The organism is Bradyrhizobium sp. USDA 4506 (genome assembly GCF_054058795.1).
Genome location: NZ_JBSSBM010000002.1, coordinates 6,098,339 through 6,125,024, shown reverse-complemented (window position 1 = coordinate 6,125,024; position 26,686 = coordinate 6,098,339). Strand labels below are relative to the sequence as shown.

23 protein-coding genes and 1 pseudogene are annotated in these 26,686 nt (G+C 63.1%); 17 read left to right on the top strand and 7 right to left on the bottom strand.

The window, feature by feature from the left end; all coding sequences use genetic code 11:
* Nucleotides 1–265: 265 nt before the first annotated feature.
* From ACVIHF_RS31080 to ACVIHF_RS31070, 3 genes are all read right to left on the bottom strand, one after another.
* Nucleotides 266–2,014 (bottom strand): TRAP transporter large permease, encoded by a 1,749-nt coding sequence (locus tag ACVIHF_RS31080; protein WP_456793040.1) that lies wholly within the window; start codon nucleotides 2,012–2,014, stop codon nucleotides 266–268.
* Entirely contained in the window at nucleotides 2,011–2,679 is a 669-nt protein-coding gene (locus tag ACVIHF_RS31075; protein ID WP_092080286.1) for a TRAP transporter small permease subunit, read from the bottom strand. Before ACVIHF_RS31075 ends, ACVIHF_RS31080 begins: the two co-directional genes overlap by 4 nt.
* Nucleotides 2,680–2,773: 94 nt before the next feature.
* On the bottom strand, nucleotides 2,774–3,913 hold the full coding sequence (locus tag ACVIHF_RS31070) for a TRAP transporter substrate-binding protein (protein ID WP_092080289.1): 1,140 nt from the start codon (nucleotides 3,911–3,913) through the stop codon (nucleotides 2,774–2,776).
* 130 nt (nucleotides 3,914–4,043) lie between these two features.
* Between ACVIHF_RS31070 and ACVIHF_RS31065 the strand changes: the two are divergent.
* Nucleotides 4,044–4,306, top strand: a pseudogene (locus tag ACVIHF_RS31065) (transposase); the annotation flags it as partial.
* Nucleotides 4,307–4,450: 144 nt separating this feature from the next.
* On the opposite strand, the gene ACVIHF_RS31060 reads toward ACVIHF_RS31065, so the two are convergent.
* On the bottom strand, nucleotides 4,451–4,975 hold the full coding sequence (locus ACVIHF_RS31060) for a hypothetical protein (RefSeq protein ID WP_375166779.1): 525 nt from the start codon (nucleotides 4,973–4,975) through the stop codon (nucleotides 4,451–4,453).
* Between the two features lie 788 nt (nucleotides 4,976–5,763).
* On the opposite strand from ACVIHF_RS31060, the gene ACVIHF_RS31055 reads away from it, so the two are divergent.
* The 3 genes from ACVIHF_RS31055 (at nucleotide 5,764) to ACVIHF_RS31045 (ending at nucleotide 9,642) form a co-directional block, all read left to right on the top strand.
* On the top strand, nucleotides 5,764–6,834 hold the full coding sequence (locus tag ACVIHF_RS31055) for a beta strand repeat-containing protein (RefSeq protein ID WP_456793039.1): 1,071 nt from the start codon (nucleotides 5,764–5,766) through the stop codon (nucleotides 6,832–6,834).
* A gap of 17 nt (nucleotides 6,835–6,851) precedes the next feature.
* A complete protein-coding gene (locus tag ACVIHF_RS31050) occupies nucleotides 6,852–8,618 on the top strand; it encodes an autotransporter family protein (protein WP_456793038.1) in 1,767 nt (588 codons plus the stop codon).
* Nucleotides 8,619–9,405: 787 nt separating this feature from the next.
* Complete coding sequence (locus ACVIHF_RS31045; RefSeq protein ID WP_456793037.1) at nucleotides 9,406–9,642, top strand: hypothetical protein; 237 nt, start codon at nucleotides 9,406–9,408, stop codon at nucleotides 9,640–9,642.
* Between the two features lie 137 nt (nucleotides 9,643–9,779).
* Here the strand turns inward: ACVIHF_RS31045 and ACVIHF_RS31040 are convergent, their stop codons facing one another.
* On the bottom strand, nucleotides 9,780–11,567 hold the full coding sequence (locus ACVIHF_RS31040) for a tetratricopeptide repeat protein (RefSeq protein WP_456793036.1): 1,788 nt from the start codon (nucleotides 11,565–11,567) through the stop codon (nucleotides 9,780–9,782).
* A gap of 272 nt (nucleotides 11,568–11,839) precedes the next feature.
* On the opposite strand from ACVIHF_RS31040, the gene ACVIHF_RS31035 reads away from it, so the two are divergent.
* The 11 genes from ACVIHF_RS31035 (at nucleotide 11,840) to ACVIHF_RS30985 (ending at nucleotide 21,360) form a co-directional block, all read left to right on the top strand.
* Nucleotides 11,840–12,085, top strand: a complete 246-nt coding sequence (locus tag ACVIHF_RS31035; RefSeq protein ID WP_229192917.1) for a hypothetical protein — start codon at nucleotides 11,840–11,842, stop codon at nucleotides 12,083–12,085.
* Nucleotides 12,086–12,116: 31 nt separating this feature from the next.
* Entirely contained in the window at nucleotides 12,117–12,257 is a 141-nt protein-coding gene (locus tag ACVIHF_RS31030) for a hypothetical protein (RefSeq protein WP_253606506.1), read from the top strand.
* Between the two features lie 15 nt (nucleotides 12,258–12,272).
* Nucleotides 12,273–13,247, top strand: coding sequence for a formylglycine-generating enzyme family protein (locus ACVIHF_RS31025; protein WP_456793035.1), 975 nt, complete (start codon nucleotides 12,273–12,275; stop codon nucleotides 13,245–13,247).
* Entirely contained in the window at nucleotides 13,247–14,953 is a 1,707-nt protein-coding gene (locus tag ACVIHF_RS31020; protein ID WP_168857742.1) for an arylsulfatase, read from the top strand. Before ACVIHF_RS31025 ends, ACVIHF_RS31020 begins: the two co-directional genes overlap by 1 nt.
* A gap of 74 nt (nucleotides 14,954–15,027) precedes the next feature.
* A complete protein-coding gene (locus tag ACVIHF_RS31015) occupies nucleotides 15,028–16,041 on the top strand; it encodes an HAD family hydrolase (protein ID WP_229192918.1) in 1,014 nt (337 codons plus the stop codon).
* 97 nt (nucleotides 16,042–16,138) lie between these two features.
* Nucleotides 16,139–17,425, top strand: coding sequence for a DUF3300 domain-containing protein (locus ACVIHF_RS31010; RefSeq protein ID WP_456793034.1), 1,287 nt, complete (start codon nucleotides 16,139–16,141; stop codon nucleotides 17,423–17,425).
* A gap of 172 nt (nucleotides 17,426–17,597) precedes the next feature.
* Nucleotides 17,598–19,022, top strand: coding sequence for an MltF family protein (locus ACVIHF_RS31005; RefSeq protein WP_253606519.1), 1,425 nt, complete (start codon nucleotides 17,598–17,600; stop codon nucleotides 19,020–19,022).
* A 61-nt stretch (nucleotides 19,023–19,083) separates the two neighbouring features.
* Nucleotides 19,084–19,431, top strand: a complete 348-nt coding sequence (locus tag ACVIHF_RS31000; protein WP_253606521.1) for an HdeA/HdeB family chaperone — start codon at nucleotides 19,084–19,086, stop codon at nucleotides 19,429–19,431.
* A 233-nt stretch (nucleotides 19,432–19,664) separates the two neighbouring features.
* On the top strand, nucleotides 19,665–20,276 hold the full coding sequence (locus ACVIHF_RS30995; RefSeq protein WP_456794138.1) for a DUF502 domain-containing protein: 612 nt from the start codon (nucleotides 19,665–19,667) through the stop codon (nucleotides 20,274–20,276).
* A 318-nt stretch (nucleotides 20,277–20,594) separates the two neighbouring features.
* Nucleotides 20,595–20,804 (top strand): hypervirulence associated TUDOR domain-containing protein, encoded by a 210-nt coding sequence (locus ACVIHF_RS30990; RefSeq protein WP_028338922.1) that lies wholly within the window; start codon nucleotides 20,595–20,597, stop codon nucleotides 20,802–20,804.
* The gene (locus ACVIHF_RS30985) at nucleotides 20,797–21,360 is read left to right on the top strand and encodes a DUF488 domain-containing protein (protein ID WP_168857746.1); all 564 of its coding nucleotides are present in this window, start codon (nucleotides 20,797–20,799) and stop codon (nucleotides 21,358–21,360) included. Before ACVIHF_RS30990 ends, ACVIHF_RS30985 begins: the two co-directional genes overlap by 8 nt.
* Nucleotides 21,361–21,401: 41 nt before the next feature.
* Here ACVIHF_RS30985 and ACVIHF_RS30980 read toward each other — a convergent pair whose 3' ends face one another.
* Nucleotides 21,402–22,556 (bottom strand): caspase family protein, encoded by a 1,155-nt coding sequence (locus ACVIHF_RS30980; protein ID WP_456793033.1) that lies wholly within the window; start codon nucleotides 22,554–22,556, stop codon nucleotides 21,402–21,404.
* 73 nt (nucleotides 22,557–22,629) lie between these two features.
* Nucleotides 22,630–23,862: a hypothetical protein gene (locus ACVIHF_RS30975; RefSeq protein WP_456793032.1), complete on the bottom strand. Its 1,233-nt coding sequence runs from the start codon at nucleotides 23,860–23,862 to the stop codon at nucleotides 22,630–22,632.
* 197 nt (nucleotides 23,863–24,059) lie between these two features.
* On the opposite strand from ACVIHF_RS30975, the gene glf reads away from it, so the two are divergent.
* Together glf and ACVIHF_RS30965 are read left to right on the top strand one after the other, a co-directional pair.
* Nucleotides 24,060–25,268: a UDP-galactopyranose mutase gene (gene glf, locus ACVIHF_RS30970; protein WP_456793031.1), complete on the top strand. Its 1,209-nt coding sequence runs from the start codon at nucleotides 24,060–24,062 to the stop codon at nucleotides 25,266–25,268.
* 67 nt (nucleotides 25,269–25,335) lie between these two features.
* Complete coding sequence (locus ACVIHF_RS30965; RefSeq protein WP_456793030.1) at nucleotides 25,336–26,604, top strand: serine hydrolase domain-containing protein; 1,269 nt, start codon at nucleotides 25,336–25,338, stop codon at nucleotides 26,602–26,604.
* The last annotated feature ends 82 nt before the right edge of the window (nucleotides 26,605–26,686 follow it).

Sequence of the window (26,686 nt, the reverse complement as noted above, 5' to 3'; positions counted from 1 at the left end):
CGCGGCTGCCGTCGCTTTTCTCGTGTCCGATGATGCGTCCCACGTGGGTCGGGCGTCGTGCTCCCGGTTGACGGGGGGTACTTATGGCGGGCCGTAGGAGTTGCCGGCTGGTAGTGGCTACAGGCATCTTTTGACGGCGAGTCAAGCGCCAGGCGTGGCGGCCTTGGAAACTACATGGATATTTCAATGACATACGAGTTCGCAGGTTTGTTCTGAATGGCGCACCATTTCCGTTTGACAAGCGCCCGGTGCTCCCCGCTGCGCATCAACTCGCGTACAGATAGTTCGGCAGCCACAGCGTCATGCCCGGCCAGAGATACATGATCACCATGCACAGGATCACGATCAGCATGTAGGGCATCATGCCGGCGAAGATCTGGTTCAGCGTAACGTGCTTCGGGGCGACGCCCTTGAGATAGAACGCCGACATCGCGACCGGCGGCGACAGGAACGCGGCCTGCAAGTTCACGAACACCAGCGTGCCCCAAAGGATCGGATCGATGTTGAAGTGCTTCAGCATCGGCAGGAAGATCGGCACGAAGATGATGATAATCTCGGTCCATTCGAGCGGCCAGCCCAGCACGAAGATGATCGCCTGCGACAAGATCATGAACTGCACGGGCGTCATGTTGAGCGACAGCACCCAGCTTTCCAGCAGCGCCTGACCGCCGAGAATGGCGAACACCGCCGAGAACAGCGCCGAGCCGACGAACAGCCAGCACACCATCGCGGTCGTCTTTGCGGTCAGGAACACCGCTTCCTTGGTGCGCTTCCAGTCGAGCGTGCGGGCGTGGAAAGCGAGGATGAAGGCGCCGGCGGCGCCGACGCCGGCGGACTCGGTCGCGGTCGTGATGCCGAACAGGATCACCCCTAGTACCACGACGGTGAGGATGCCGAGCGGCATCACCGACGACGTCAAGAGCTTCAACACTTCGAAGCGTTCGCCGTCCATGCGCAAGTAAGAGCGCGCCGTCCACGCAGCCAGCACGGCGGCTGATATCGCGAACCAGACGTAGAACTGGGTGTCCGGTCCCTTTTCAGCGGGCGACAGCTCCTTCGGCTCGACCGGGCTGCCGAGCTGCTGCAGGCCTTCGACGGCTCCGCTCGCGGCGCCGGGCTGCTGGTGGATCACGACGTACCACCAGACCGTGCCGAGCGCGGCTGCGGTCGTCAGGAACGGCACCAGCGAAATGAGGAAGTTCTGCACGATCGCGCCATAGCCCATCGGCTTGCCGTCGATCCGGAGCGTCTTCGCCTTTGCGGGCGAGAGCAGTGCCTTGAACAGGCCGACGAACAGGTTCGGCGAATACAGCGACGCGAAATTCCTGATCCATTCGGGCACGTTGACGCGGGTCTGTTCCTCCGGCAGCGGCGGGGCGATCTTCGGGTTGATCATCGCCCAGCCCACGACATAGACGAGGTAGAGGAACGCCAGGAAGAAGCCGGGAAGCATCGCCGCCGCATAGAGCTTGACCACGGACTGGCCGGCGACCGCGGCATAGACGATAATCATCACCGAAGGCGGGATCAGGATGCCGAGCGTGCCGCCCGCGGTGATGACGCCGGAGGCGAGCTTCACGTCATAGCCGGCGCGCAGCATCGGGTTGAAGGCGATCACGCCCATCAGCACCACCACCGCGCCGACGAGCCCGGAGGCGATGCCCCAGAACGTGCACACGATCAGGGTCGCGACCGCGAGCGAGGCGGGCAGGCGGCGGAAGGCGAGCTGGATCGAATAGAACATCTTGTCGACGAGGGCGCCGCGCTCCATCACATAGCCCATCAGCACGAACAACGGGATGGAGATCAGCACGTCGTTGGTCATCGCGCCGTAGGTGCGCTGGACCATCAGCTCGAAAACCTTGTTGTGCGTCCAGTTCTGCGACGGATCGTAGAACGCGATGAAGCCGAAGAACATGCCGAGGCCCATCAGCGTAAACGCCGTGGCAAAGCCCATCATGATGACGACGACGATGAGCGCCAGCATCAACAGGCCGAGCGCGGGATCGCTCATGTGTTCAGGTCCCCGCCCATGCCGCGCTGCCGCGCCATTTCATCGATGCGCGCCGCGCCCTCGATGGCGAGCTTGCGCGATTCCTCGTCCACGAATTCAGAGTGCGCGAGCTGCTCCCCGATAACGTCGGTCTCGGCGACGTCGGCAAGCCTGCTCGGCCATTCGCCGGTCTTCAGGCAAACGATGCAGCGGATGATCTCGCCGATCCCCTGCAGCATGATCAGCGCGCCCGCGATCGGGATGACGGTCTTGAAGTGGTAGACCGGCGGGCCGTCCGCCGTAACGTTGGAATGCTCGTTGATGTGCCAGGAATCCGCGGCGTAGAAATAGCCTGCATAGATCAGCGCGGCGATGCCCGGGATGAAGAAGACGAAGTAGAGAACGAGATCGAGCGTGGCCTGCGTGCGCGGCCGCATCGAGGAGTACAGGAAGTCGCCGCGGACATGGGCGTTCTGCGCCAGCGTATAGGCGCCGCACAGCATGAACAGCGACCCGTACAGCATGTTCTCGGCGTCGAAGATCCATGCCGTCGGCATGTTGACGGCATAGCGCTTGAACACTTCGATGCAGACAACGCTCATCAGGAGGATCATCAGCCAGGCGGTCGCCTTGCCGACCCAGGTCGAGATGCCGTCGATCTTGTACAGTAAACTCTGGACGCTCATATGATATGGTTCGGCATAAAAACGATCCCAACGTAACACAAGGCACCGTCCGGAGGGTGGTCCGGACGGCGCCCGTGCCGGGTTTATTTCGGCATCAGAGTTTCTTGGCCGCGGCGTTGGGCCCGAAATAGTGGTCGTAGGCCATGCGGCGGTTCACCACCGTGTCCTGCTCCCATTGTGTCGCACGCTTGGCGAACGCGATCTGCGACTGCACGATCTCCTTGAACAGCGGGTTCTCGGCCGCCTTCTTCTGCACCACGCCGTCATAGATCTCGAGCTGCTGCTTCAGGATGGTATCGGGGGTCTTGTAGAACTTGACGTTGTCCTTGGTCTGCAGCTCCACATAGTCCTTGGAATAGCGGTCAATCGCCTTCCAGGACATATCTGCCGAGGCTGCGTCCACCGCGTTGGCGATGATCGCCTTCATCTTGTCCGGCAGCGCGTTGTACTTGTCCTTGTTGAAGGTGATCTCGAACTGCTCGGCGTTCTGATGATAGCTCTGCAGCATGCAGACCTTGGAGACGTCGGGGAAGCCGAGCACGCGGTCGGAGGTGGCATTGTTGAACTCCGCCGCGTCCAGAAGACCGCGGTCCATGGCAGCCACGATTTCGCCGCCGGGCAGCGCGTTCACGGCAGCGCCCATCCCCGAATACACATCGATCGAGATGCCGACGGTGCGGAATTTCAGACCCTTGATATCCTCGGGCTTGGTGATCGGCTTCTTGAACCAGCCAAACGGCTGGGTCGGCATCGGACCGTAGGGGAACGAGACGACATTGGCGCCGATCGATTCATAAAGTTTTGCGAGCAATTCCTTGCCGCCGCCATAGCGGTGCCAGGCCAGCAGCATGTTGGCGTCCATCGCAAAGCCCGGTCCCGAGCCCCAGAGCGCCAGCGCGGTCTGCTTGCCGTAGTGATAGACCAGCACGCCATGGCCGCCGTCGAGCACGCCCTTGGAGACGGCGTCGAGCAGGCCGAAGGCGGGCACGACAGCGCCTGCCGGCAGCACTTCGATCTTGAGCTCGCCGCCGGTCATGTCGTTGACCTTCTTGGCGTAGTCGAGGGCGTATTCGTGGAAAATGTCCTTTGACGGCCAGGTGCTTTGCCAGCGCATGCTGATCGGCCCCTGGGCGCTGACGACGCTCGGCGCGGCTACCGTCGCGGCGGCCCCCGCAGCAGCGACCTTGAGAAAGCCGCGGCGGCTCGAAGTTCTGCCCCTGTTTGATTTGGTCATGGCTGCCTCCTCCCCCTGGAATAGCGATCCTTTGCGGATCGGCCTTTTTTATTGGGACAAGTCAAAGTCTTGCGCCGGGGTTTGGCAAGAATGTTCCGAATGATGCGACGCTACGACGCGGACTGCAGTGATGACGCGCCGCAAGACGACCAGACCACGGAAGCGTAGCCGCCTTTCGGAAGAGCAGATCATCGGAATTTTGAAAGAGCATGAGGCCGACGTTTCGGCCCGCCGATCTGCCGCAAGCATGGCGTCAGCGACGCCAGCATCTACAAATGAAGAGCGAAGTTCGGCGGGATGGAGGTGTCGGAGCCAAGCGGCTGAAGACGCTGGAGGACGAGAACACGGCTGAAGCTGTTGCTGGTCGACGCCATGGTCTGGTCGGCATGTGTGGTCCACCCCGTCCATGCATGGTGTCGTGACGTCGTCGGTGACGCGACCTGCAGCGGCGCCCGACGCTGCCGCTAGCGACAGGGCAAGAGAAGCAGGCGGCCCCTGCGGGCCGCCTGGGTAGATTAGCCTGAGGGCAGAAGAGCCCTATTGGCAGGGGTGCTGGAGTCCGTCGGATCCCTTGAAAAAGGTGCCGGGCCTGCAGACGATGCCGTTGTGCGACGCGTAACTGTTCCAGTCGCCGTTCCACGCATAGTAGTCGCCATACGCGGCGGGCCGATCGTAGGTGCCGTATGCGGCGTAGGAATTGCGCCAGCCGCCGAAGGGAGCGGTCGCGATCGCCGCGGCGGTTCCGACGGCAGCGCCGGCCACGCCGGCAGCGGCCCCCACCGGCCCCACGGGTTCGCGATAGGCGGTTCGCCGCTGATAATAGCCCCTCCTGCTGTCGTACGGGCTCCCGGCTCCTCGGTTGAGGCAGTTGGCGCTGGCGAATTGAGATGAACAGGCGGCCGGGTTGGAGAAGACCGCTTGCGCCGATGCGGGGCTCGAAACTGCCGACGCCACTATCACAGCCGCGCCAAGAACTCTTAGACTCATCATGGCTTGCTCCCTGGATTTGGTTTGCTTGCGAGCCTTGCGAAGCTTGGCAATGACCGAATGCCAGGTCTGCAAGTTCCCGTTTTCTCGCACCTAACCAAATGCAACCTCCGGAAGTGGTTCCTGTGCATCTCGTGCGCGGCATCAAATCGACGTGACTTGCCGATCGATTTGGAATGCCGACTTCAGCAGAGGCGGCATGGGTGCGGCAGGGAGTCGCGGCGAGCAAGGATGCCGCCGGCAATTCCATTCGTCAGGCGACCCCGGAGGGAGAAGCGAGAATGCAAATTGATGAAAGGTTGCGTCATCGCGGAACTGCCCGATGACTACGCCGAGATGCGTCGGACGTGCGCGCGACGTTTGGCACGAACTGCACAAGTTGTGTGATGCGAAAGCATCAACTGCCAACAAACGGCAGCACGCGTTTCGGATCGCCACATTCGAGTTTGATCTTCGTCCTGATAGTCGGATGATGATTTGCGATCTTGAATTGTAGCCGCTCCTGCTTTTTGCACCGCGACCCAGCAACCCGTTCTTTTCAATTTGACGTTGTTGAGAACGACAGGTTTGGAAGGCGGCGCAAATGAAGTGCTTTACCGGCTCGACTCTCCTTGGATCTTGCGCGCGCAATCGCATGGAACAGGCGTCGGCGCGCGCCGCCCTGCAATCATTGGTCCAGTTCTTCAGGAATAAGCCGAGACCATGTGTCGCGGCCTGTCGGAGCCGGTTCCGGCTCGCCGCGCTTGCCTTGATTGCGTCGGCCGCTCTGGTTGATGCGGCCTCGGCTCAGTCCTGCACCGTCGCGCCGGATTCGACTGTCTCAGCAACGAGTGGGAAGCTGCTCGATCGACGCGAATACGACGTTGACCGGAACGCCTGCCGTTCACGCAAGTACGAGCGCTCAGATCACGACCAACAACGTCAACATCAACCCATTCAATGGCGGCAGTATCGGCGGTTTGGCGGACGCTGCAGGTACGATCATCTTCAGTTCCGGGGCGAGCATCAACGGCAACTGGAGCACTGCCGCGTCGGCACAAAGCGGCGGCCAGATCATCTTTCAGTCGGGTTCGATCATCAATCCGGCCTTCGGCGGCGGAGGAACTGCGCTGAGCGCTGATGGAACGGGCAGTCAGATCAGCGCGACGGGACTCACCGTCAGTCTCAACGGCGCCGGCAACAACGTCGCTGCGAAGGCGACCAACACGGCGACGGTCAGTCTGCTCAACAGCTCAATCGCCTATGCGGTCGGCGGTGGCGGCAACACAGGCCTGTGGGCAACGGGCACCGGCAGCCAGATTAGCTCGACGGGTACAACCATTTCGATGCCCGGCGGCGGCGGCAACGACGTTGGCGCGCGCGCGGACACCGGTGGTGCGGTCACGCTGACCGGCGGCACCGTCAACGTTGAGGGGAACGGCGGCGGCGAAACCGGCCTCTTGGCGCAATCGTCCGGAAGCACTGTCACGGCAAACGGCGTTGCGGTCACGGTTTCCGGCGGCGGTGGAGATGTCGGCGCCAAGGCGCTCGACGTCGGCGCGATCATCTTGAGGGGAGGCAGCGTCGCCGCGACGGGCAGCGGCGGGGGCGGGATCGGCCTGCAGGCGAGCGGTGCCGGAAGCACGCTCACCGCGAGCGGTGTGACGATAACGGTTCCGAACAGCAGCGGAGGCCGCGGAGTGCAGGCCGACAATTCGGGCAGCGTCACGCTCGACGGCAGCTCGACGGTCACCACCTCAGGCGCAGGCACCCATGCGGCCGGCGTGACAAGCGCCGGTACGCTGAGCATGACCGGTGGCTCACTGACGGCCAATGGAGCCGATGCCAACGCGCTCAACATAAGTGGCGGTGCAGCGACGCTCTCCGGAGTCACCATGACCAGTCCGAACGGTGCGTCGATCGCCGCCCGGGCGGCACCAGCAGCGTCAACCTGACCGGCGTGACTGCGGTCGTGAACAACAATCAGTGGCTGAACGTCAGCGGCGGCTCCACGCTCAACCTCGTCGCGGACAGTTCGACCCTGCAGGGCGTTGCGCTCACCGACTCCGGCAGCACCTCCAGCGTCGCGCTGAGAAACAATTCGCTCTGGACCATGACCGGCAACTCGAACGTCACCAATTTGATCAACGCTTCGAGCATGATCCAGTTCACATCTCCTATCGGCGATCCGACGCAGCTGTCGAGCTACAAGACGCTGACGGCAGTGAATTATGTCGGCCAGGGCGGCACCATCGGGCTCAATACATATCTCGGCACGGACGGTTCGCCGTCGGACAAGCTCGTCATCAATGGCGGCACCGCAGGCGGCAACACGTTCCTGAAGATCAGCAACACCACGGGCGGCGGCGCGCTCACCACCGGCAACGGCATCCTCGTCGTCGACGCGATCAATAGTGCGACGACGACGCCTGGTGCCTTCAGCCTGTCTCACCCGGTCTTGGCCGGCCCTTACCAATATTCGCTGTTCCGTTCGAGCGTAGACTCCAGCAACCCGCAAGCCTGGTATCTGCGCGACACCCTCGACTGTGTCGCGCATCCCAATCTGCGTGCCTGCGGCGGTGGCGGTCTTGTCAACTGCTCCAATCTGCCCAACGTGCCTAGGTGCGGCGGCGGAGGTGGAGGCGGTGGAGGCGGCGGCGGTGGAGGAGGCGGCGGCGGTGGCGGTGGTGGAGGCGGCGGCGGCGGCGGCGGCGGTGGCGGTGGAGGCGGAGCCGACGGTGGCGGCGGCGATATTCCCGACTACCGCGAGGAGACTTCGCTCTATGCGGCAATTCCGTCGATGACGCTATTATACGGACGCAGCCTGCTCGACACGCTGCATGAACGCGTGGGCGAGGAAGAGGACGAACGCTTCCGCGCCAATCCCGAGAACGCCAGGGTCGGATGGGGCCGCGTGCTTGGAGTCAACGGCGTGCATCAGGGCGACAGCTTCGGCGTGTTGGGCGGCGAAGCCGGACCGCACTTCAGCTATGATTTCCTGGCGCTGCAGGCGGGCATGGATGTCTATCGACACGACAGTCCCGACGGTTCGCGCGACCAGGCTGGGGCGTATTTCGCGATCGGCGGCGCGCGCGGGCGGGTCACCCATTTCGATGGCAGCCAGGGTGACAACACCTTCTCCGCCTACACGCTCGGTGGCTACTGGACGCATTTCGGGCCGACCGGCTGGTACATCGACTCGATCCTGCAAGGCACGTTCTACGACATCACGAGCAGCGCAAATCGCGGCATTCCGGCGCTGAAGACCGGCGCTCAGGGTGGGGCTGCGTCGGTGGAGGGCGGTTATCCCTTCAAGTTCGCTGGCGGCTTCTTCATCGAGCCGCAGGCGCAACTGGTGTATCAGAACATCCACATCAACGACGCCAGCGACGTCGCGGCGCAAATCCGCTTTGCGGACGTGGATTCGCTCGCAACCCGGATCGGTGCCCGATTTGGCCGAACATGGGCGGTCGATGACAGTCCGCGTACGCTGACCGCCTGGATCCGTCCGAGCCTGTGGAACGAATTCTTCGGCAACCCGAAAACGTTGTTCTCGTCGGACACCGGCTTCGTTCCATTTCAGGCCAGCCTCGGCGGCCTGTGGGGCGAGATCAATGCCGGCATCAGCGGACAGGTCACGTCGACCACGTCGCTTTATGCCAACGCTTCCTATCAGAGCCGGTTCGACGGTGGCGGCTTCTCTTACAGCGGAAAAGCCGGACTGCGCGTTAACTGGTAGCGCGCGAGAGCGTGAGGCCGGCCCAGACGGGGTCGGCGAAACGCACTCGCGCAGGCATAGCGGACGAGGAAGTGCCTAACAGACCCTCACGCTTTGCTGAACATACGCGTAACCGTTCCACACGTTTCGCGTCTGATAGCAGGAGTTGTAGGCCGTCGCGGCTCCGATGGCTGCACCGGTCGCCAAACCGGCTGCGGCAGCTCCGGCGCCCCAACCGCCTCGATAGTAACCGCCACCGCGATAATAGCCGCCGCCGGCCCAACGTGCGCGGCCGCCGTGCCAACCGCCGGCATGCCATCGCGTGCCGCCGCCGTGCCAACCAGGCCGCATTCCTCCGCCGTGGAAGTGAGCCGATCGAGCGCCGGCTCCTCCGCGCCGGGCTTGGGCGTCATAAGGAAGTATCATTGCTGCAGATGCGATGAAGCTGAGAACCAGCAAAGCCTTGGTTGGTCGCATATCCGGACTCCTTGCAAGGGTGTCCCGATCAATCCCGCCGCACGAGCTTCGTTCCGTTGGTTCAACTACGTGTCACGCTGGCACAAACTGCATGTTCAGAACCGAATGCACGTCCAAAGCAGCGCGTCGCGGCTTCGGAGGCAAGCGCAGCGAGCGGTAATGCCGAGCTCGATCCTTCGGACCTCGGCTGCGCAAGGCAGGTACGCAAGGCAGGTACGAACGTGTTCGTACCTTGATGACCTCCCCGCGTGAAACGATGCTGATGCTCACGTGCCGGCGCAGCAGGATTGGCGGGCCGGTACGGCAGCTGGTCCACTACAGGGAGACGACCATGTGGAAGACAGGAGTGCTTGGCGCGCTGGTTTTACTCGTCGCGGTTCCGGCAAATGCGGCTCCGAAGAATAGTGGCAAGAATGTCGATTCAATTCGTGCTGAATGCTTCAGGCAGGCGAATGAAGCCGCTGCCGCCGGCGGTGCGAACATGACAAGCGGGGCGACTGCCGCCCGAAACTCGGCGGGCTATTCCGCCTATCGGGATTGCGCGCGAAAGAACGGCATTCGCCCGTAAGCATCGCTTTGGTTTCCGCTAACCCATGGAAGGCCGCCTTCGGGCGGTCTATTCCATGCGCAGTGAAAAACGGCGACGGCGGGATGGCGTCGAAAGCCGAAGATGCCGGCTGAGCGGCGCCGAAACTGCAGGGAAGGTCAGCTTGCGACGAGAGCCTGGGCTTTGCGCAATCCGGTCATGAGAGTGTCGACAACTTGATCGGCGGCTCCGTTGCGGCGCAAGAAGCCGGCCGGATCATCGGTCAACGCTTTGTACCGCGACATTCCTTTCAAGGCCGTTTGGGTCGCATCGCGGCGCCCCAGCTCTGTATTCGCTATCGCAATCAACAGTTGGCTGAATCCGGAATCGCGCAACGATGCCGTCTCGGCCACGTCGAGCATCTGCTTGTATTCACCCTTCAAGTAAAGGTCGACCGCGATGAAATGAAGATACCAGGCTGGCGGATGCAACGTGCGCTCGATCGCGCGTTTGAGCATCGGCACGCCTTCCGAGAAGTTCCCGCGGATGGCAAGACGCCAGCCGAATTGGGCAAGTATGTCGGGATCGTTGGGGTTGAGGTCGATCGCCAGATGGCTGATGCGATCACTATCGGCGTAACGTCCCGTGAAATGGTAGGCCGCAGCCAGGGCCTTCAGCGCCAGGGGACTGTTCGGCTGCAGGGCGATGGCGCGCGACGTTGCTCCAAGGGCCTTGTCATACTCCGTTTGCGGATTGCCGTCGGCCGAATAGCCCAACCGTCCGGCGTCGAGATGCAGCCAACCAAGCATGGCCCATGAATCGCTATACTGCGGATCCCGCTGAACGGTTTGCTGAAGACACTGCATGGCCGGATCGAAGTCGACGCGCCGGAAAGTGCTGCGATAGGCCTGAGCGCGCAGGACGCAGAGATAGCTTTCCATATTCCTCGGTGGATCCGCGCGAATGTCGTTTCTGACCACGCCGTAGGATTGGCCGACGACGGTTGCGATTTCGCTTGCGAGCTCGCGCTGGACATTCATGAGCGACTGAGGATCGAACGGTCGAGCATATGTCCGCATCCATACGATCTCGTCGTTCTCGGCGTTGAAGACAGTCGTTGTGACTTGCACTTCTTCGGCACTCGTTTGAACGCTTCCACGGACGACATAGGAAGCACCGAGAGGGCGACCGGGTTGGGGCGCTTCGTCGCCTTTTGCGGAGGACCCGTTCGGGGGCGACGTGTAGAGCCGCAATCCTCCGAATCGAAACAGATTGCTGGTCAGTTCCTGTCCCATGCCGATGGCGAAGAGCCGCGTGTTCTCCCCAGGAGTTAGCGGCTCGAATGGCATCACCAGGACCGCGGGTTCGCGTGGCGTCATTGGGGACGGAGGCGGTCTTGCTGCAAGCCATATCCAAGCCACCACGCCGGCTGCCAGCGCGGCAGCGACGGGCGCATAGCGCCTGATGCCAGGCTTGGTCGTCCAATTCGCACGTGTAGCAGCAGCAGTTGTCGAACGATCGTGCAGTTCGAGGGCAGGTTCGCGAGGGGAAGCGTCGGCAATATGCATTTTGTGCCACTCAAAATGAGGCACATAGGAGCCTTTTGGAATTGTGATGCGTACCGGATCATCCCGGCCCGAATCCACGTAGTAGCTATCGAGGTCGCGGCGCAATCGTCGAGCTTCAAGACGGACGACAGGGTCAGCCTGGGGATCGAAAGAATGGTCGCGCCGAAACACGGCCAAGGCAATTGTGTAGCCTTTCAGGCTTTCAGCGCGACCTGCAAGCGTCTCGTCGACAATGAAACGAAGGAAAGCTTGCCGCCGTTCGCTCGCCTGGAAATGCGGACTCGAGAGGATGCGGTCCAGCTCTTTCGCTACATGCGCCGGCGGCACCGCGGAATCATCACAACGCGGGATATCGGATGAGCCGCTGACGGCATCGTGAGCGAAGGGTACATCAGGCATCAACCGGCAACCCCAATCGTCGGTCGACGGTAGGCCTTCCTAGTACATGTTGCAACTCGTAAGCGAAACAAGCAGCCGGCGCTGACGCGACAGCTTTCAATCATCGGAACAACGAGTTCCCGACTGCAGCGACAGCTGGTCGCATCGGCCTTGAAGCCGTCGCGCCCGAGACGACGCGCTCAACGAGCGTCGCGCCGTGTACGAACATGTTCGTACCTTGAAGCCTCGATGAACCAGCAGCAAAGGTCACGTTGGCCACAAGCGAGTTCATCATGGAGGAGTTCCGCGCGATTGTGACCCGCTTTCCGCTGCGCGAACTTGACATTCGGCGCTGCTTCAATCGCGACGCGCAGTTTAGAGCCATTTGCGCAGATTATGACGAAGCTGTGAAAGCGCTTCGTCGTTGGCAACAAGCGGCAAAGCAAGGAGACCGCGAAGGAAGTCGGAAGGCCGCGGATTACGAACGGCTCGTTGCCGAACTGGAAGCCGAGGCTCTGGTTCACCTGAACCGGCCGTGATCGAGGGGCGTTCGCACAACTGGAGCAGTGCGTGAACAATACGATTCTTATCAACCTTTCGATATCAGGCGTGCTTGCCGCGGACATGATGCGTGGTGCGATCGGTCAGACGCAGAACCTGCGCAGCGAGGCCGCCGAACCGACCAAGCACGCAATCGGCCGCAACGAGTAACTGGAGGCAACCTTCTTGAATATTGCCGAGAGACCGGTCGCGAACGTGGACGAAACCGGCGCGTCAGACAGCATCTTCATTCCCGGCGGCACGTTTCGCATGGGATCGGATCGGCATTATCCGGAAGAAGCGCCGTCCCACATGGTGAGCGTCGACGGGTTCTGGATGGACCGCACGCCGGTGACGAACCGGCAATTCAAGCAGTTCGTGCGTGCCGCGGGCCACGTCACCTTCGCCGAGGTCGCGCCGGATCCCAAGGACTATCCGGATGCGCTCCCGCACATGCTCTTCACCGGATCGCTGGTCTTCACGCCCCCGGATTATCCGGTCGATCTGCGCGACTACAGCCAATGGTGGACGCTGCTCAAGGGCGCGAATTGGCGCCATCCCTATGGCCCGAAAAGCAACATCAAGTCGCTGGACGACCATCCCGTGGTGCACGTCACCCATGCCGACGCGTTGGCCTACGCCCGATGGGCCGGCAAGGACCTGCCGACCGAAGCGGAGTGGGAGTTTGCTGCGCGCGGCGGCCTCGATGGTGCCGAGTATGCCTGGGGCGATGAATTCGTGCCAGGCGGCGTGCATCAAGCCAATACGTGGCAAGGTCACTTTTCGTTCGAGAACCGGTGCGAGGATGGCCATGCGCGCACCTCGCCGGTGACGACCTATCCGCCGAACGGCTATGGCGTTTTCGACATGATCGGCAATGTCTGGGAGTGGACCAGCGACTGGTGGGCTCCGAAACACCGCGCCGATGCAAGGAAGGCCTGCTGCATTCCCCAGAACCCGCGGGGTGGCTGCGAGCATGACAGCCACGATCCGACGCTGCCGCTCAGCAGGATACCGCGAAAGGTGATCAAGGGCGGCTCGCATCTCTGCGCGCCGAACTATTGCCGGCGCTATCGACCGGCGGCGCGCCATGCCGAGCCGATCGATACGTCGACCAGCCATCTCGGATTTCGCTGCATTACACGTTCAGGGAGAAAGTGATGACTGAGAAGACAACGACAGACACCTTCAGCCGCCGCAACCTGCTCGCGGCCTCGAGTTCGCTCGCCACCATCGCCGCCTTCTCGGCGATGGCGCCCATCCAGACCGCCCAGGCGCAAGGGACCACGCAACCCTCGAGCGCGGCCGGCGGCGCAAAGCCGAACATCATCCTGATCCTGTCGGATGATTTTGGCTACGGCGATTCCGGGCCCTATGGCGGCGGCGAAAATCGCGGCATGCCAACACCGAACATCGATCGCCTCGCGAATGAAGGACTGCAATTCATGTCCTTCTACGCGCAGCCGAGCTGCACGCCTGGACGTGCCGCGGTGCAAACCGGCCGGATTCCAAATCGCAGCGGCATGACGACCGTCGCGTTCCAGGGCCAGGGCGGCGGCATGCCGGCGGCGGAATGGACGCTTGCCTCGGTTTTGAAGACCGGCGGTTACAAAACATTCTTCACGGGCAAATGGCACCTCGGCGAGGCCGACTATGCGCTGCCGAGCGCGCAAGGCTACGACGAGATGAAGTATGCCGGCCTTTATCATCTCAATGCCTACACCTACGCCGATCCGACGTGGTTTCCCGACATGGATCCCGAACTCCGGGCGATGTTCGAGAAGGTCACAAAAGGCGCGCTCTCCGGAAATGCCGGGCAGCCGGCGAAGGAGGATTTCAAGATCAACGGCCAGTACGTCAACACGCCGGACAAGGGCGTGGTCGGCATTCCCTTCTTCGACGACTACGTCGAGAAGGCCTCGCTCGAGTATCTGGACCGCAACAAGTCATCGGGCCCGTTCTTCATGAGCATCAACTTCATGAAGGTGCACCAGCCCAACATGCCGGCGCCCGAGTTCCAGGGCAAGTCGATGTCCAAGAGCAAGTACGCCGACTCCGTGGTCGAGAACGACACGCGTATCGGCCGGATCATGGACAAGGTGCGGTCTCTCGGGCTCGACAAGAACACCTATGTGTTCTGGACGACGGACAACGGCGCCTGGCAGGACGTCTATCCGGACGCCGGCTACACACCGTTCCGCGGCACCAAGGGCACGGTTCGCGAGGGCGGCAACCGCGTCCCGTCCCTTGCATGGGGCCCAGGCATCAAGGCCGGCACGAAGAATTCCGACATCGTCGGCGGCCTCGATTACATGGCAACCTTCGCAAAGCTCGCGGGCGTGAAGCTGCCGGAGAACGATCGCGAGGGTAAGCCTATCATCTTCGACAGCATCGACATGTCGCCGATCCTGTTCGGAACCGGCAAGTCCGAGCGCAAGAACTGGTTCTATTTCACGGAGTCCGAACTCTCGCCTGGCGCCGCCCGTGTCGGCAACTACAAGGCGGTGTTCAATCTGCGCGGCGACAACGGCGCAAAGACCGGCGGTCTGGCGGTCGACAGCAACCTCGGCTGGAAGGGACCGGAGTCCTACGTGGCGACCGTTCCGCAGGTCTTCGATCTCTGGCAGGACCCGCAGGAGCGCTACGACATCTTCATGAACAACTACACCGAGCATACCTGGTCCTTGGTTTCGATCAATGCCGCGATCAAGGACCTGATGCAGACCTACGTGAAGTATCCGCCACGGAAGATTCAGAGCGAGACCTACGCGGGACCGATCACCATTCAGCAGTACGAGCGGTTTGCGTTCTTCAGGGATCAACTTGCCAAGGACGGCTTCCAGATCGGCTTGCCGACAGGCAACTGATCGATGCAAATGGAGCGGCCCCCACTCTCGGGGGTCGTTCCTCTCTGAATGGCTGAACTGGAGGACGGAGATTCGTGAACGGAAGCTTGGTTGACCGCCGTACGATTCTGGCCGGTCTGCTGGTGTCGGCGGCCACGCTGTCGGTCTCCGGCCGTATCGCACGCGCGCAGAGTGATCCTCTTCCTTCCTGGAATGACGGCCGGGCGAAGCAGTCGATCCTGGACTTCGTCGCCGCGGTGACCAAGGAAGGAGCGCCGGATTTCGTGCCGGCGCCGGAACGCATCGCGACATTCGACAACGACGGCACGCTCTGGTGCGAGCAGCCGATGTATGTGCAGCTTGCGTTTGCGCTCGACCGGGTGAAGGCCCTCGCCCCCAAACATCCGGAGTGGAAGCAGAAGCAGCCGTTCAGGGCGGTTCTCGACAACGACATCGCAGCGCTGGCCAAGGCCGGCGAGAAGGGCCTGGTCGAACTGGTCATGGCGACCCATGCCGGCATGACAACGGCCGAGTTCGCGCAGATCGCCGGCGACTGGATCAAGTCGGCACGTCACCCGAAGTTCAACCGGCCTTATACCGATCTCGTCTACCAGCCGATGCTGGAACTGCTCGCCTGTCTGCGGGCCAATGGCTTCAAGACCTTCATTGTCTCGGGCGGCGGCATCGAGTTCATGCGGCCATGGAGCGAGCGGGTCTATGGCATCCCGCCGGAGCAGGTCGTCGGATCGAGCATCAAGACGAAGTTCGAGATCGACAAGGGGAAGCCGACACTGATCCGGCTGCCGGCGATCGATCTCGTCGACGACGGACCCGGCAAGCCGGTCGGCATCAACTCGCATATCGGCCGCCGGCCGATCGCGGCCTTCGGCAATTCGGACGGCGACTTCCAGATGCTGCAATGGGCGACGCAATCATCGGGGAAACGCTTCGGCCTGATCGTGCATCACACCGATGCCGAACGAGAATATGCATACGATCGGAAGTCCTCATTCGGCAAACTCGACAAGGCGCTCGACGCGGCGAACTCCAATGGCTGGATCGTTGTCAGCATGAAGGACGACTGGAAACGCATGTTCCGTTTTGAATAGAGGCCGAAAGATTGCGTAGGCATCGCTGACGCCCGGCGCCGCGGAGCACGGCAGCGCCGCCGGTGATGCAAAGCGAGAGGAAGAACGAGGAGGCATCATGACAAAACTTCTTCCGGGAATGCGCCGGGTTACCTTCGCGAGCGCGGCGCTGGCGGTTGGTCTGATGCTGGGGGGCCCGGCATACGCGCAGACACCCGCGGACCAGAAGCCAGCCCAGGACCAGGCCGCCGCGCCGCCGCCGGCCCCGACAGCCAGCAAGCTTCCGAACGGACAGATCGAGCAACTGGTGGCGCCGATCGCGCTCTATCCGGACGCGCTGCTGTCGCAGATCCTGATGGCGTCGACCTATCCGTTGGAAGTCGTCGAGGCGGCGCGCTGGTCGCAAGACAACAAGACCGTCACCGGCAAGGCGCTCGAAGACGCCATGCAGAAGCAGTCGTGGGATCCGAGCGTCAAGGCCCTCGCGGCGGTGCCGCAGGTTCTTCAGATGATGAACGACAAACTCGACTGGACCCAGCAGCTTGGCGATGCCTTCCTCGCGCAGGAGCAGGACGTGATGAGCGCCGTGCAGACCCTGCGCCAGCGTGCCGAGGCCGCGGGCAATCTCAAGTCGACGCCGCAGCAGAAGGTGATAAAGAGCGCGCCTCCCGCCGGTGTGACCGCGCCCTCCGGCATGCAGCAGGCGATCTCGATCGAGCCGGTCGATCCCGACCAGTATTACGTCCCGGTCTACGATCCCGGCGTCGTCTACGGGGCCTGGGATTATCCCGACTACCAGCCGTTCTATTGGTCTCCGCCGGGCTATGTCGCCGCGGGCGTGATCGGCTTCACCGCCAGCGTGGCCGTCGGCGCTGCGATCTGGGGCGGCTGCAACTGGTGGGGCCGCAACGTCTACGTCAACGTCAACCGATATAACCAGTTCAACCGCACCAACATCAGAAACGCCAATTGGGCCCACAATCCGGCGCATCGCGGCGGTGTTGCCTATCGCGATGCCGGCGTGGCGAGGCGGTTCGGCAGCGGCAATACCCCCGCCGCGCGCGAGGCTCTGCGCAATCGCACCGGTGGTCCCGGCGGCAGGATCTCGAATGCGGGTGCCGGCCGAGCCAGGACCGCGGTCTCGCAACGCGCCGGCAATCGCGGCGCAAGCGTATCCCGCCGGGCCAGCAGCCGTAACGTCACCCGCGCCCATACGCGCGCGGGTAATCGCGCTGCGGTCTCGCACAGGAGCGTCACGCGCTCGCGCGTCAGCGGACGTGTTCACGCAGGCGGCCGGCCGGCCGCGATGCGCGGCGGCATGCAGGCCGGCGGCTTCCACGGAGGCGGCCGCGTGGGCGGTTTCCGCGGAGGTGGCGGTTTCCATGGAGGTGGCCGGCGGCGCTGATCAGAGTGCCTGGGCTCGCGCGTCGACATCTGCGAGCCCAGGTTGCTGCATAATTACAATACATCTTCCACGAAGAGAGGTAACGTCCAGGCAGATTTCAGCGGCACGTTTCAAATGATTGGTTGGATCAATGATTTTTTCATCGACCTACGCAAGTCCCAGGTTATTCGCCATGGCCTTCGCAACCGCCGCCGCCGTCGTCGTGGCAGAAAAATCAGCCAGGGCCGATCCACAGGTCCTGGCGCTGCCGTCCCTTAAGGTCTGGGAGGGCGACTTCGATGGCATGCTGAAGCGCAAACTCGTGCGCATTCTCGTGCCGACCGACAGGACATCGTTCTTCGTCGACAAGGGCGAGACACTCGGCTTCGAAGCCGAACTCGGCGTCGAGTTCGAGGGCTGGCTGAACAAGCGGTACGGCAGGAAGAAGCAGAGGATCTATGTCGGCTTCGTACCCACCAGGCGCGACAGACTGCTGGGTGACTTGATCGCCGGAAAGGGCGATATCGCCGCCGGCCTGCTCACGGTCACGCCGGATCGGAGCAAGTTGGTTGACTTCGCTGATCCTTGGGCATCCGGCGTTCGCGAAGTGCTCGTGACGGGATCTGCGGCGCCGAGCATCGGCTCGCTGAACGAGCTCGGTGGAAAGACGATTTTCGTCCGGGAAGCCAGCAGCCATTTCGAGCACCTGAACGCGCTCAATGCGGACCGGGCAGCCAAGGGGCTGGAACGCATCGTCGTCAAGCCAGCCGACAAGAACCTCGAGGACGAGGACTTGCTGGAGATGGTGAGCACCGGCCTGTTGCCCTGGGCCGTCGTCGACCGCTTCAAGGCGCAGGCGTGGGCGGGCCTCCTGAACGGGCTGACGGTGCGCGACGATATTGCGATCAACGAAGGCGGCGACATCGCCTGGGCGATCCGGAAGGACAGTCCGGCGCTCAGGAAGGAGCTCGCTGAATTCGTCAGTACTCACAAAATCGGAACTGAATTCGGCAACGACCTGCGTGCACGCTATTTCAAGACGGCGAAGCCTCTGAAGAACGCCCTCGCGCACACCGAGGCGGAGAAGTTCAAGACGCTGCGCGGATCTTTCGAAAAGTACGGGGTGCAATACTCCATCGACCCCGTCCTGCTCGCTGCACAGGGCTATCAGGAGTCAGAGCTCGACCAGGCCTGCCACAATGCCTCCGGCGCCACCGGCATCATGCAGATCAAGCCCAGTACCGCGAAGGAGAAGCCGATCGAGATCACCGGCGTCGCGGCCAGTGCCGACACCAATATCCACGCCGGCTCCAAATACCTGCGCTACCTGGCGGATACCTATGTCGACGCTTCGGTCACCGATCCGCGCGAGCGCGTGTTCATGGCCCTGGCGGCGTATGATGCAGGCCCGGGAAACCTGAAGCGTTTCCGGGACTATGCGAGCAAGCACGGCTTCGACTCGACCGTCTGGTTCGACAATGTCGAGAACGGCGCGGCTGCGATCGTCGGGCAGGAGACGGTTCAGTACGTCGGCAAGATCTACAAGTACTACATCTCCTACGAGTCGCTTCGCTCGCCCGCTCCGGCGAGCGCAACGGCCGACCCATCGCAGAAATGATCGGTTTGTTCAAAGTGTTCGCTGGCTTGGGTGGTGGACCAAAATCAAGAGGAGACTAATCATGAAACGCAAATCCTTCATGAACCAGATTGGGCTCAGCCTTGGCGCCCTCGTCATCTCGATTGCTTCTGTTCATGCCCAGGTCCCGCTCTCGACCTACATGGACTCGAAAGGGTTCATTGATGTGCAGGCTTTGACCTGCGCGCAACTCGCCAACACTTATCAGGAGGACGCCGACTTTCTCGCGATTTGGTACAGCGGCTGGTACAACGGCCTCGCGAAGAAGCATTTTGCCCATATTACGCGGACCAAATCTGGCGAGCACGAAGTCATTGTGTATTGCAAGGCCCACCCGGAACTCAAGGTGGTGATCCAGGCCATCGACGTTCTCTTCAAGAACGAGAAATGATCGGCGGCTCCCCGAGGCAACCGGTGCGGCGAGACCGGGATGTCTCGCCGCACTGCCCGTTCACTCGCCAAGCATCGCAATGATCCGCATCAGGACGCGATGGTTGTGGCGACGTGGGCGGTCTGTTGACGCTCGATGCGCCATGGCCGTTCTTGTCGATCCGGGCGAGTTCTTTCGGCTGTTGGCGAAAGGCGCGGTTTCAAACGGCGTGTGCAAATGGAGAGGCCGTGGCAATGAAGGAGTTTTTGAAAACGACTTTAATCGGAGGCGCACTGTTTCTCCTGCCCGTCGCTCTTGTACTGGCGATTCTCAGCCACGCGATGCGTCTGGCGGTGAAGGCCGCGCTTCCGGTGTCTCATGCCCTTCATTTCGACCAGATCGGAAAGGTCGCAGGCATTGGAATTGTTACAGTCGTGGCAGTGGCTTTATTGATCCTGGTGTCGTTCCTCGCCGGCATCGTCGCGCGAACCAAAACCGGCTCTCGGATTAGCGCGTGGGTCGAAAAATCATTTCTTGGCAGCCTTCCGCAGTACCAGATGGTGAAGAGTATGGCTCAAGGCCTTGCTCAGGCCGAAGGCGCCAGCGATGAGTTCAAGCCAGTGCTGGTGAACGTCGAGGGTGGCTGGCAGCTCGGATATCTCCTCGAGACACTCGAGAATGGCTGGGTGGCTGTCTTCGTCCCGCAGGCGCCGACGCCGTTGGTCGGCATTGTCAGATATTGCTCGGTCGATCGCATTCGTCCTCTGAGCATGTCGATGTTGCAGGCGAGGGCAATCGTGACCAATGTCGGCATTGGATCCGCGGCGGCCCTCAAAGGAGAAGATCTGAGCAGGGCAGCAACTTGATTCCGCGGATCCACGTAAGTGACGAGGGAATCTGACCGAGCTTTCCGTTAGGCTTGCGCGTTGAGCCATATAACTTGTGACTTGCTGTATCCGTTGCCGGTATCGCTTCGTCAATCAATCCCGCTATCGAATTCGGGACGGCGGCGGCAAGCTTCCGGGATGCCGCAACCAGACCATCAATTTGCGGGTGAACCCCCAATGCGAGGCAGGAACTTGGCCGGCTGTGAGCTCGTTTGCTCCGGCGGGCTTTTTTAGTCCCGTGCCGTCGATTGGCGGCGTATCGTACGATCAATTTCGCGTCTGAAGGAGCCTGCAACGATGGCCAGGAAATTCAAGGTCGGCGATCACGTCAGCTGGAATTCCGAGGCCGGCCGCGTCTCGGGCACCATCATCGCGGTTCACACCAGCGATTTCGACTACAAGGGGCACACCCACCGCGCCTCGGAGGCCGATCCGCAGTACGAGATCAAGAGCGACAAGACCGATCATGTCGCGGCCCACAAGGGTAGCGCGCTGCATCATGCCTAGCAAAGACGTGGCGCTTCCGTTCTTCACGATCGGTCATTCCACCCGCAGCCTCGAGGATTTCATCGCTCTCCTCGGCGCGGCCACGATCGAGCGTATCGTTGACATCCGAACGGTGCCGCGGTCGCGAACCAATCCGCAGTTCAACAAGGATACGCTGCCCAAGCCGCTTAAGGCCGCGGGCATCTCGTATGAGCATCTGGCCGATCTCGGCGGGCTCCGCGGCAAGGCGCGAAGCGTGGCGCCGTCCGTCAACGGGTTCTGGAGCAACGAGAGTTTTCACAACTACGCCGACTATGCGCTGTCGCCGCAGTTTCATGCGGCGCTCCAGCATCTGCGCGACGAGGGGCGCCGGCAACGCTGTGCGATGATGTGCTCGGAAGCCGTGTGGTGGCGCTGCCACCGCCGCATCGTCGCCGACTACCTCATCGCGTCCGGCGAGACGGTCGTCCACATCATGGGGGAGGGGCGCCTCGAGCCCGCCCGTCTTACCGAAGGCGCCGTCGTCCAGGGCGACGGCACGGTGGTCTATCCGGCTACGGGTGAACTGGATTTATGAAAGGAGTGAGGCTTGCGGCTGCACCGTCGCGCCGCGCCCACTCACTCCACACTGCGCTTCCAATAGCCGGTGCCGAGCTTGCCGGTGATCACGGCAATGGTGTCGCGGACCTCGTAGGAGCCGCCGTCGCTGTAGTTCCTCAGTCCTCTCAGCGCATGCAGTGTCCAGCGGCCGTTGGCAAAGCTGACGGTGCCTTCGTGCGGGCGCGCGGCGCGGGAGGGCTCGGCGTGGAATTGGTAGGTGCCGTCGGCCATGATCCGCCAGATCCAGCGCGACTGGCCGCGACCACCCGGCACCATGATCTCCCAGGTGCCGACCAGCGCGGGATCGATCGCGCCGGCTGCTGTCGCCGATGGCGCTGACAATGCGGCGGCTGCCGGCGCAGCGTTCGCCTGTTTCGTGGCGGCGGCGTCGGCGGGCGGAGAGGCCACGAGATAGATCGCCTTGCGTGACAGCGAGCCGTACACAAACGGCTGCTGCGCGTTGCGCGTCGCCTCCATCACATCGTCCCGGACGTTGCGGAACATGAAGGTGACCTCGACGCCCGGCGTCTCGATGTTGTGGAGCAGCGCCGCGGCGAACGGGCTGTTGCGGCCGTCGCCGTCGAGCGCAATGGTGCCGTCGCGTGCGGCATAGGCGACCAGCACATTGCCGACCGGCTCGATGCGGCCGAGCCCGCTGCCGGCGGCGGCGCGGGTGGCGAGCGAGCGGCTCATCTTCGCCGCGAACGGATTGTTGCGACAGGCATCGAGGATGACGAGGCCGAGGCTTGTGGTGTTGGAGACCTGCAGCATCACGCTTTGCAGGCTGATCGCTTCATTGGCGGCGTCGGTATCGCGCTTCAGCTCGGCATCGACCGGGATAAGCCAGTTGTCGCCGTTGATCTCCATGCCGTGGCCGGCGAAGTACACTGCCGCCATGTCGGCGCCGGCGGCATTGCGTCCGAAGGCGATCAGGCCGCGCCGCATCTCGTCGAAGCCGGCATTGGTGATCAGCGTCACGGCAAAGCCGAGGCGCTGCAGCGCGGCGGCGATATCACTGGCGTCGGTCGGGGGATTGGACAGCGCCGGCACGCTCTTGTAGGCGCCGTTGCCGATCACCAGCGCCACCCGCCTGCCGTCGGCCGCAGCCGGCGCGGCGAAGCCCGCCAGCGCCGCGGCAACGGCCAGTCCCGAGACAAACGCGCGGCGATTCATGCTGGCCCCGATCGGAGGTGACGGGTGCATGGTAGCGCAGCCGGCGCGAGCCAGCCACGGAAATGGCGCGCGATCAGGCCGCCTGCTTCGGCGTCCAGACGCCGGCTGGCACCGGCTCGGCCGGCAACAAACTGGCGCCGGCGGCGCCCGCGATCGACATCGTGATCTCGTGGATGTCCTGCACCGACCGCTGCATCGAGAAGCGCGGATAAAGCTCGCGCAAGGTGGTCGCGGCCGCCGCCTGCGCTGCCGAGGGATCGGCAAGCACGGCCTCGACGGCGGCGGCGATGCTCATCGCGTCCTGGCCGAAGCTGAAGCGGGCGAGATGCGGCATCTCCGCGGCCGAGAAGCGGTTGGCGTCGAACACCGGCACGGTGCCGGCGCCGAGCGCGAAGAACACCCGGTCATGCACCGACAGGTCGATATTGGGATTGAGCGAGACCGCGGCAAGGTAGCTGCCGAGGCCTTCGCGCATCGCATCGAAGGTCATCGCGCCGAGCACGCGGGCCGGACGCCCGCTGACGTCGAGATCGCTCCAGCCGCCGCCGATGAAGTCGACCGGATAGTCGGCGAGCACCGCACCCACCTCGCGGGTGCGCACGCCTCGTGTGTAGTTGTCGAGCCGGGTCAGGATCACGTTGAACAGGTCGCCGCCGGGCTTCAGATAAACCAGGTGCTGCTCGGCGACGTCGACGATGATCTTCGGAAATGCGCCGCAGGTCTTGCCGCGCGCCTCGGCGATCGCGTCGAACAGCAGCGCGAACAGCTTTGGCGGCATCGTCTTGCGCCAGCCGCGCTCGAGCGCCACCGGATTCCAGCCGGACTTGGCGAAGATCAGCCGGCCGTTGCGCTGCTCGGGCGGCAGGCCGCCGAAGAAGCCGGGATCGGGAATGCCCATATGGGTTGCGAACACGGCGTCGTTGGCCCCCAGATGATCGCGGTTGAATGCGGCGTGGTCCGGAAACACGTAGCCATGCGCGGTGTAGCGGCTCTCGAGCCCGTGACGCCTGGCGAAGTAGCAGGGGTGATCGCAGAACCAGGTGAAGACGGGAATCTCGGCGACGTCCCAGAACAGCCTGCCGTCCTTGGTGTGGATATCGAGCCCGATGCCGGAGAAGCCGAGCGCCATGGTCTCGGCGCGCCGCGGCAGCAGGGCGTTGAGCCGGGCCGAGAAATCCGGCGCCAGCAGATCGAGCATCCTGACCTCGTGCCCGAGCCGGTCGAGCTCGGCGGCAGCCATCGCCAGGATGCCGCGCAGCGAATCATAGGTGGTGTTGCTGGAATACAGGACGCAGATCACGGACATGGGACCTCCGCGCTTGACGGTGTTGCTGCTCGCGCGGGCATTTCCGTCGCCTTGCATGCTGTCAGTTGAACGGCCGAGCCGGCCGTTCCGGGCTCGGAATTATCCTGATGGGCGGATTTATTTCGCCGGAAACGGTCGTGCCGGCACGTTGAAGCTGCGTCGGGCGCCGTCGCGATCCGACATGAGGGCGAGAGCGCATGCAGCTTGATGGCTTCGACGTCGTCGTGGTGGGGGCGGGCTTCTTCGGCGCTGTGATCGCCGAGCAGGTGGCGAGCAGGCTCGGCCGCTCCGTCTGCGTGCTCGACCGCCGTCCGCATATCGGCGGCAACGCCTATTCGGAGCTCGACCCCGACAGCGGCGTCGAGGTGCATCGCTACGGCACGCATATCTTCCACACCAATTCCGAGACCGTCTGGCGCTATCTGCACCGCTTCACCGAGTTCACCGGCTACCGTCACCGCGTCTTCACGGTGGCGAAGGGCCGCGTCTATTCGATGCCGATCAACCTTGCGACCGTGTGCGCGGCGTTCGGGCGCGCCATGACGCCGGACGAGGCCCGGGCCGTGATCGCGGCGGAGGCAGCCGCGCATGGCGCCGCGGGGATCGGCAATCTCGAGGACAAGGCAATCGCCTCGGTCGGCCGCACGCTCTACGATCTCCTGATCCGCGGCTATACGCAGAAGCAGTGGCAGACCGATCCGCGTGAGCTTTCGGCCGACATCATCGGCCGCCTGCCGGTCCGCTTCACCTTCGACGATCGCTACTTCGCCGATCGCTATGAGGGCATGCCGCTCGACGGCTACACCGCGATCTTCCGCCGAATGCTCGATCATCCCGCGATCGACGTCCGGCTCGGCGTCGACTATTTCGACGTCGCCGACCACATCAATCCGTGGCAGCTCGTGGTCTATACCGGTCCGATCGACCGCTTCTTCGGCTATGCCTGCGGCCATCTCGGCTGGCGCACCGTCGACTTCGCGCGCGAGGTGCACGACGTCGCCGACTACCAGGGCGCCGCAGTCATCAACTATGCCGACGCGGAGGTGCCGTACACCCGGATCCACGAGTTCAGGCATCTGCATCCGGAGCGCGCGCATGCGCAAGGCCGGACGACGATCTACCGCGAATATTCCCGCTTCGCGGGCCGCAGCGACGAGCCGTATTATCCGATCAACACCGCCGCCGACCGCGCCATGCTCGCCTCCTATCACGCCATGACGGCGTCGCGGCCGAATGTCATTTTCGGCGGCCGGCTCGGCTCCTACAAATATCTCGACATGCACCAGGCGATCGGCGCGGCGCTGAAGACGTTCGAGCTCGAGGTCGAGCCGTTCTTCGGCCGGCAAGGCATGCACCCGCGTGATGCGGCCGCGCGCCGCGAAGTCTTGTCGCCCTTGCCGGCGTGATCTAATCCTGCGAGCTGCGGGCAACGAACGCCATAACAAATCGCCCGCGGTCCCCGGTGAGGAAACAATGAGAAAAACCGTTATTGCCGCGGCTGCCGCCGCCACTAGCCTTGCTTTCAGCATCGCCCACGCCGCGCCGCTTCCGGAAACGTCGGCGCACCAGGCCGGTTTCTCGGAGCAGGGGCTGGCGCGGCTCGACGACTTCTTCGCGCGCGAGATCGCGGCCAAGCGCGTGCCCGGCGCGGTGGTGGCGATCGCGCGCGACGGCAAGCTCGTGCATTACAAGGCGTATGGCCAGCTCGATCCGGTGAAGGGCACGCCGATGCCGATCGACGCGGTGTTCGCGCTGGCGTCGATGACCAAGCCGATGGCGGCGGTTGCAGGACTGACGCTGATGGAGCAAGGCAAGCTGCCGCTGCAGGCCAGGGTCGCCGAGTTCTATCCGGCGTTCGCCGACATGAAGGTCGGCGTGCAGCAGGCCGACGGCTCGCTGAAGATGGAGCCGCAGACGCAGCCGATCTTCATCCACGATCTCTATCGCCACACCTCCGGCCTGATGTATGGCGGCCGGCCCGACAGTTCGAGCGTGCTGGCGCGGCTCTATCCCGACGGCACCGCGCCGGCGGTCGAGGGCGATACCCAGGCCTTCATCGACCGCATCACCCAGCTGCCTCTGGTGCATCAGCCCGGCACTGAGTTCGAATACGGCTTCTCGATCGACGTGCTCGGCGCCGTCGTCGAGAAGGTCTCCGGCCAGCGGCTTGGCGATTATCTCGCGGCCAATGTCTGGAAGCCGCTCGGCATGAAGGATGCGACGTTCCACCCGGCCGAGGCGCAGCGCGCGCGGCTGGCGCGTCCGTTCCCGAACGATCCGCTCACCGGCAAGCCGCAAGCCATCAAGCTGCTCGATACGCCGACCAGGTTCGATTGCGGCGGCGCCTGCTCGTTCGCCACCGTCGGCGACTATCTGCGCTTCGGGCAGATGCTGCTCAATGGCGGCGAGCTCGACGGCAAGCGCATCCTCAGCCCCAAGACGGTGCATCACATGACGTCGAACCATCTCGGGCCCGAGATCAAGAACAACGTCGCCGCGGTCGAACCGCATCGCGGCGGCTTCGGCTTCGGGCTGTCGGTCGCGGTGCGGACCAGCGAGGGGCTGTCGTCGGTGCCGGGCAATCCCGGCGAGTTCACCTGGAACGGCGCTTACGGCACCCAGTTTTTCTGCGATCCGAAGGAGCGCCTTGTCGTCGTTGTGGGAACCGCAGCTCCGGGCGAGCTGCGCAAATATTATCGCGAGAATGTGCAGGACATCGTCTACGGCGCGATGGTGAAGTAACGCCTCAGCAGAAAAATCGGACCTCACGTTGCCACGTTTGCATACGTGGAACGTGGAACAGCAAAAAGGCCCGTCGCTCAAG

Bases quoted from the DNA above. Each gene is read 5' to 3' on its own strand.
- ACVIHF_RS31080 (WP_456793040.1), bottom strand. From the start codon at position 2,014: ATGAGCGATCCCGCGCTCGGCCTGTTGATGCTGGCGCTCATCGTCGTC.
- ACVIHF_RS31075 (WP_092080286.1), bottom strand. From the start codon at position 2,679: ATGAGCGTCCAGAGTTTACTGTACAAGATCGACGGCATCTCGACCTGG.
- ACVIHF_RS31070 (WP_092080289.1), bottom strand. From the start codon at position 3,913: ATGACCAAATCAAACAGGGGCAGAACTTCGAGCCGCCGCGGCTTTCTC.
- ACVIHF_RS31045 (WP_456793037.1), top strand. From the start codon at position 9,406: ATGTGGAAGACAGGAGTGCTTGGCGCGCTGGTTTTACTCGTCGCGGTT.
- ACVIHF_RS31040 (WP_456793036.1), bottom strand. From the start codon at position 11,567: ATGCCTGATGTACCCTTCGCTCACGATGCCGTCAGCGGCTCATCCGAT.
- ACVIHF_RS31035 (WP_229192917.1), top strand. From the start codon at position 11,840: ATGGAGGAGTTCCGCGCGATTGTGACCCGCTTTCCGCTGCGCGAACTT.
- ACVIHF_RS31020 (WP_168857742.1), top strand. From the start codon at position 13,247: ATGACTGAGAAGACAACGACAGACACCTTCAGCCGCCGCAACCTGCTC.
- ACVIHF_RS31010 (WP_456793034.1), top strand. From the start codon at position 16,139: ATGACAAAACTTCTTCCGGGAATGCGCCGGGTTACCTTCGCGAGCGCG.
- ACVIHF_RS31005 (WP_253606519.1), top strand. From the start codon at position 17,598: ATGGCCTTCGCAACCGCCGCCGCCGTCGTCGTGGCAGAAAAATCAGCC.
- ACVIHF_RS31000 (WP_253606521.1), top strand. From the start codon at position 19,084: ATGAAACGCAAATCCTTCATGAACCAGATTGGGCTCAGCCTTGGCGCC.
- ACVIHF_RS30995 (WP_456794138.1), top strand. From the start codon at position 19,665: ATGAAGGAGTTTTTGAAAACGACTTTAATCGGAGGCGCACTGTTTCTC.
- ACVIHF_RS30990 (WP_028338922.1), top strand. From the start codon at position 20,595: ATGGCCAGGAAATTCAAGGTCGGCGATCACGTCAGCTGGAATTCCGAG.
- ACVIHF_RS30985 (WP_168857746.1), top strand. From the start codon at position 20,797: ATGCCTAGCAAAGACGTGGCGCTTCCGTTCTTCACGATCGGTCATTCC.
- ACVIHF_RS30980 (WP_456793033.1), bottom strand. From the start codon at position 22,556: ATGAATCGCCGCGCGTTTGTCTCGGGACTGGCCGTTGCCGCGGCGCTG.
- ACVIHF_RS30975 (WP_456793032.1), bottom strand. From the start codon at position 23,862: ATGTCCGTGATCTGCGTCCTGTATTCCAGCAACACCACCTATGATTCG.
- glf (WP_456793031.1), top strand. From the start codon at position 24,060: ATGCAGCTTGATGGCTTCGACGTCGTCGTGGTGGGGGCGGGCTTCTTC.
- ACVIHF_RS30965 (WP_456793030.1), top strand. From the start codon at position 25,336: ATGAGAAAAACCGTTATTGCCGCGGCTGCCGCCGCCACTAGCCTTGCT.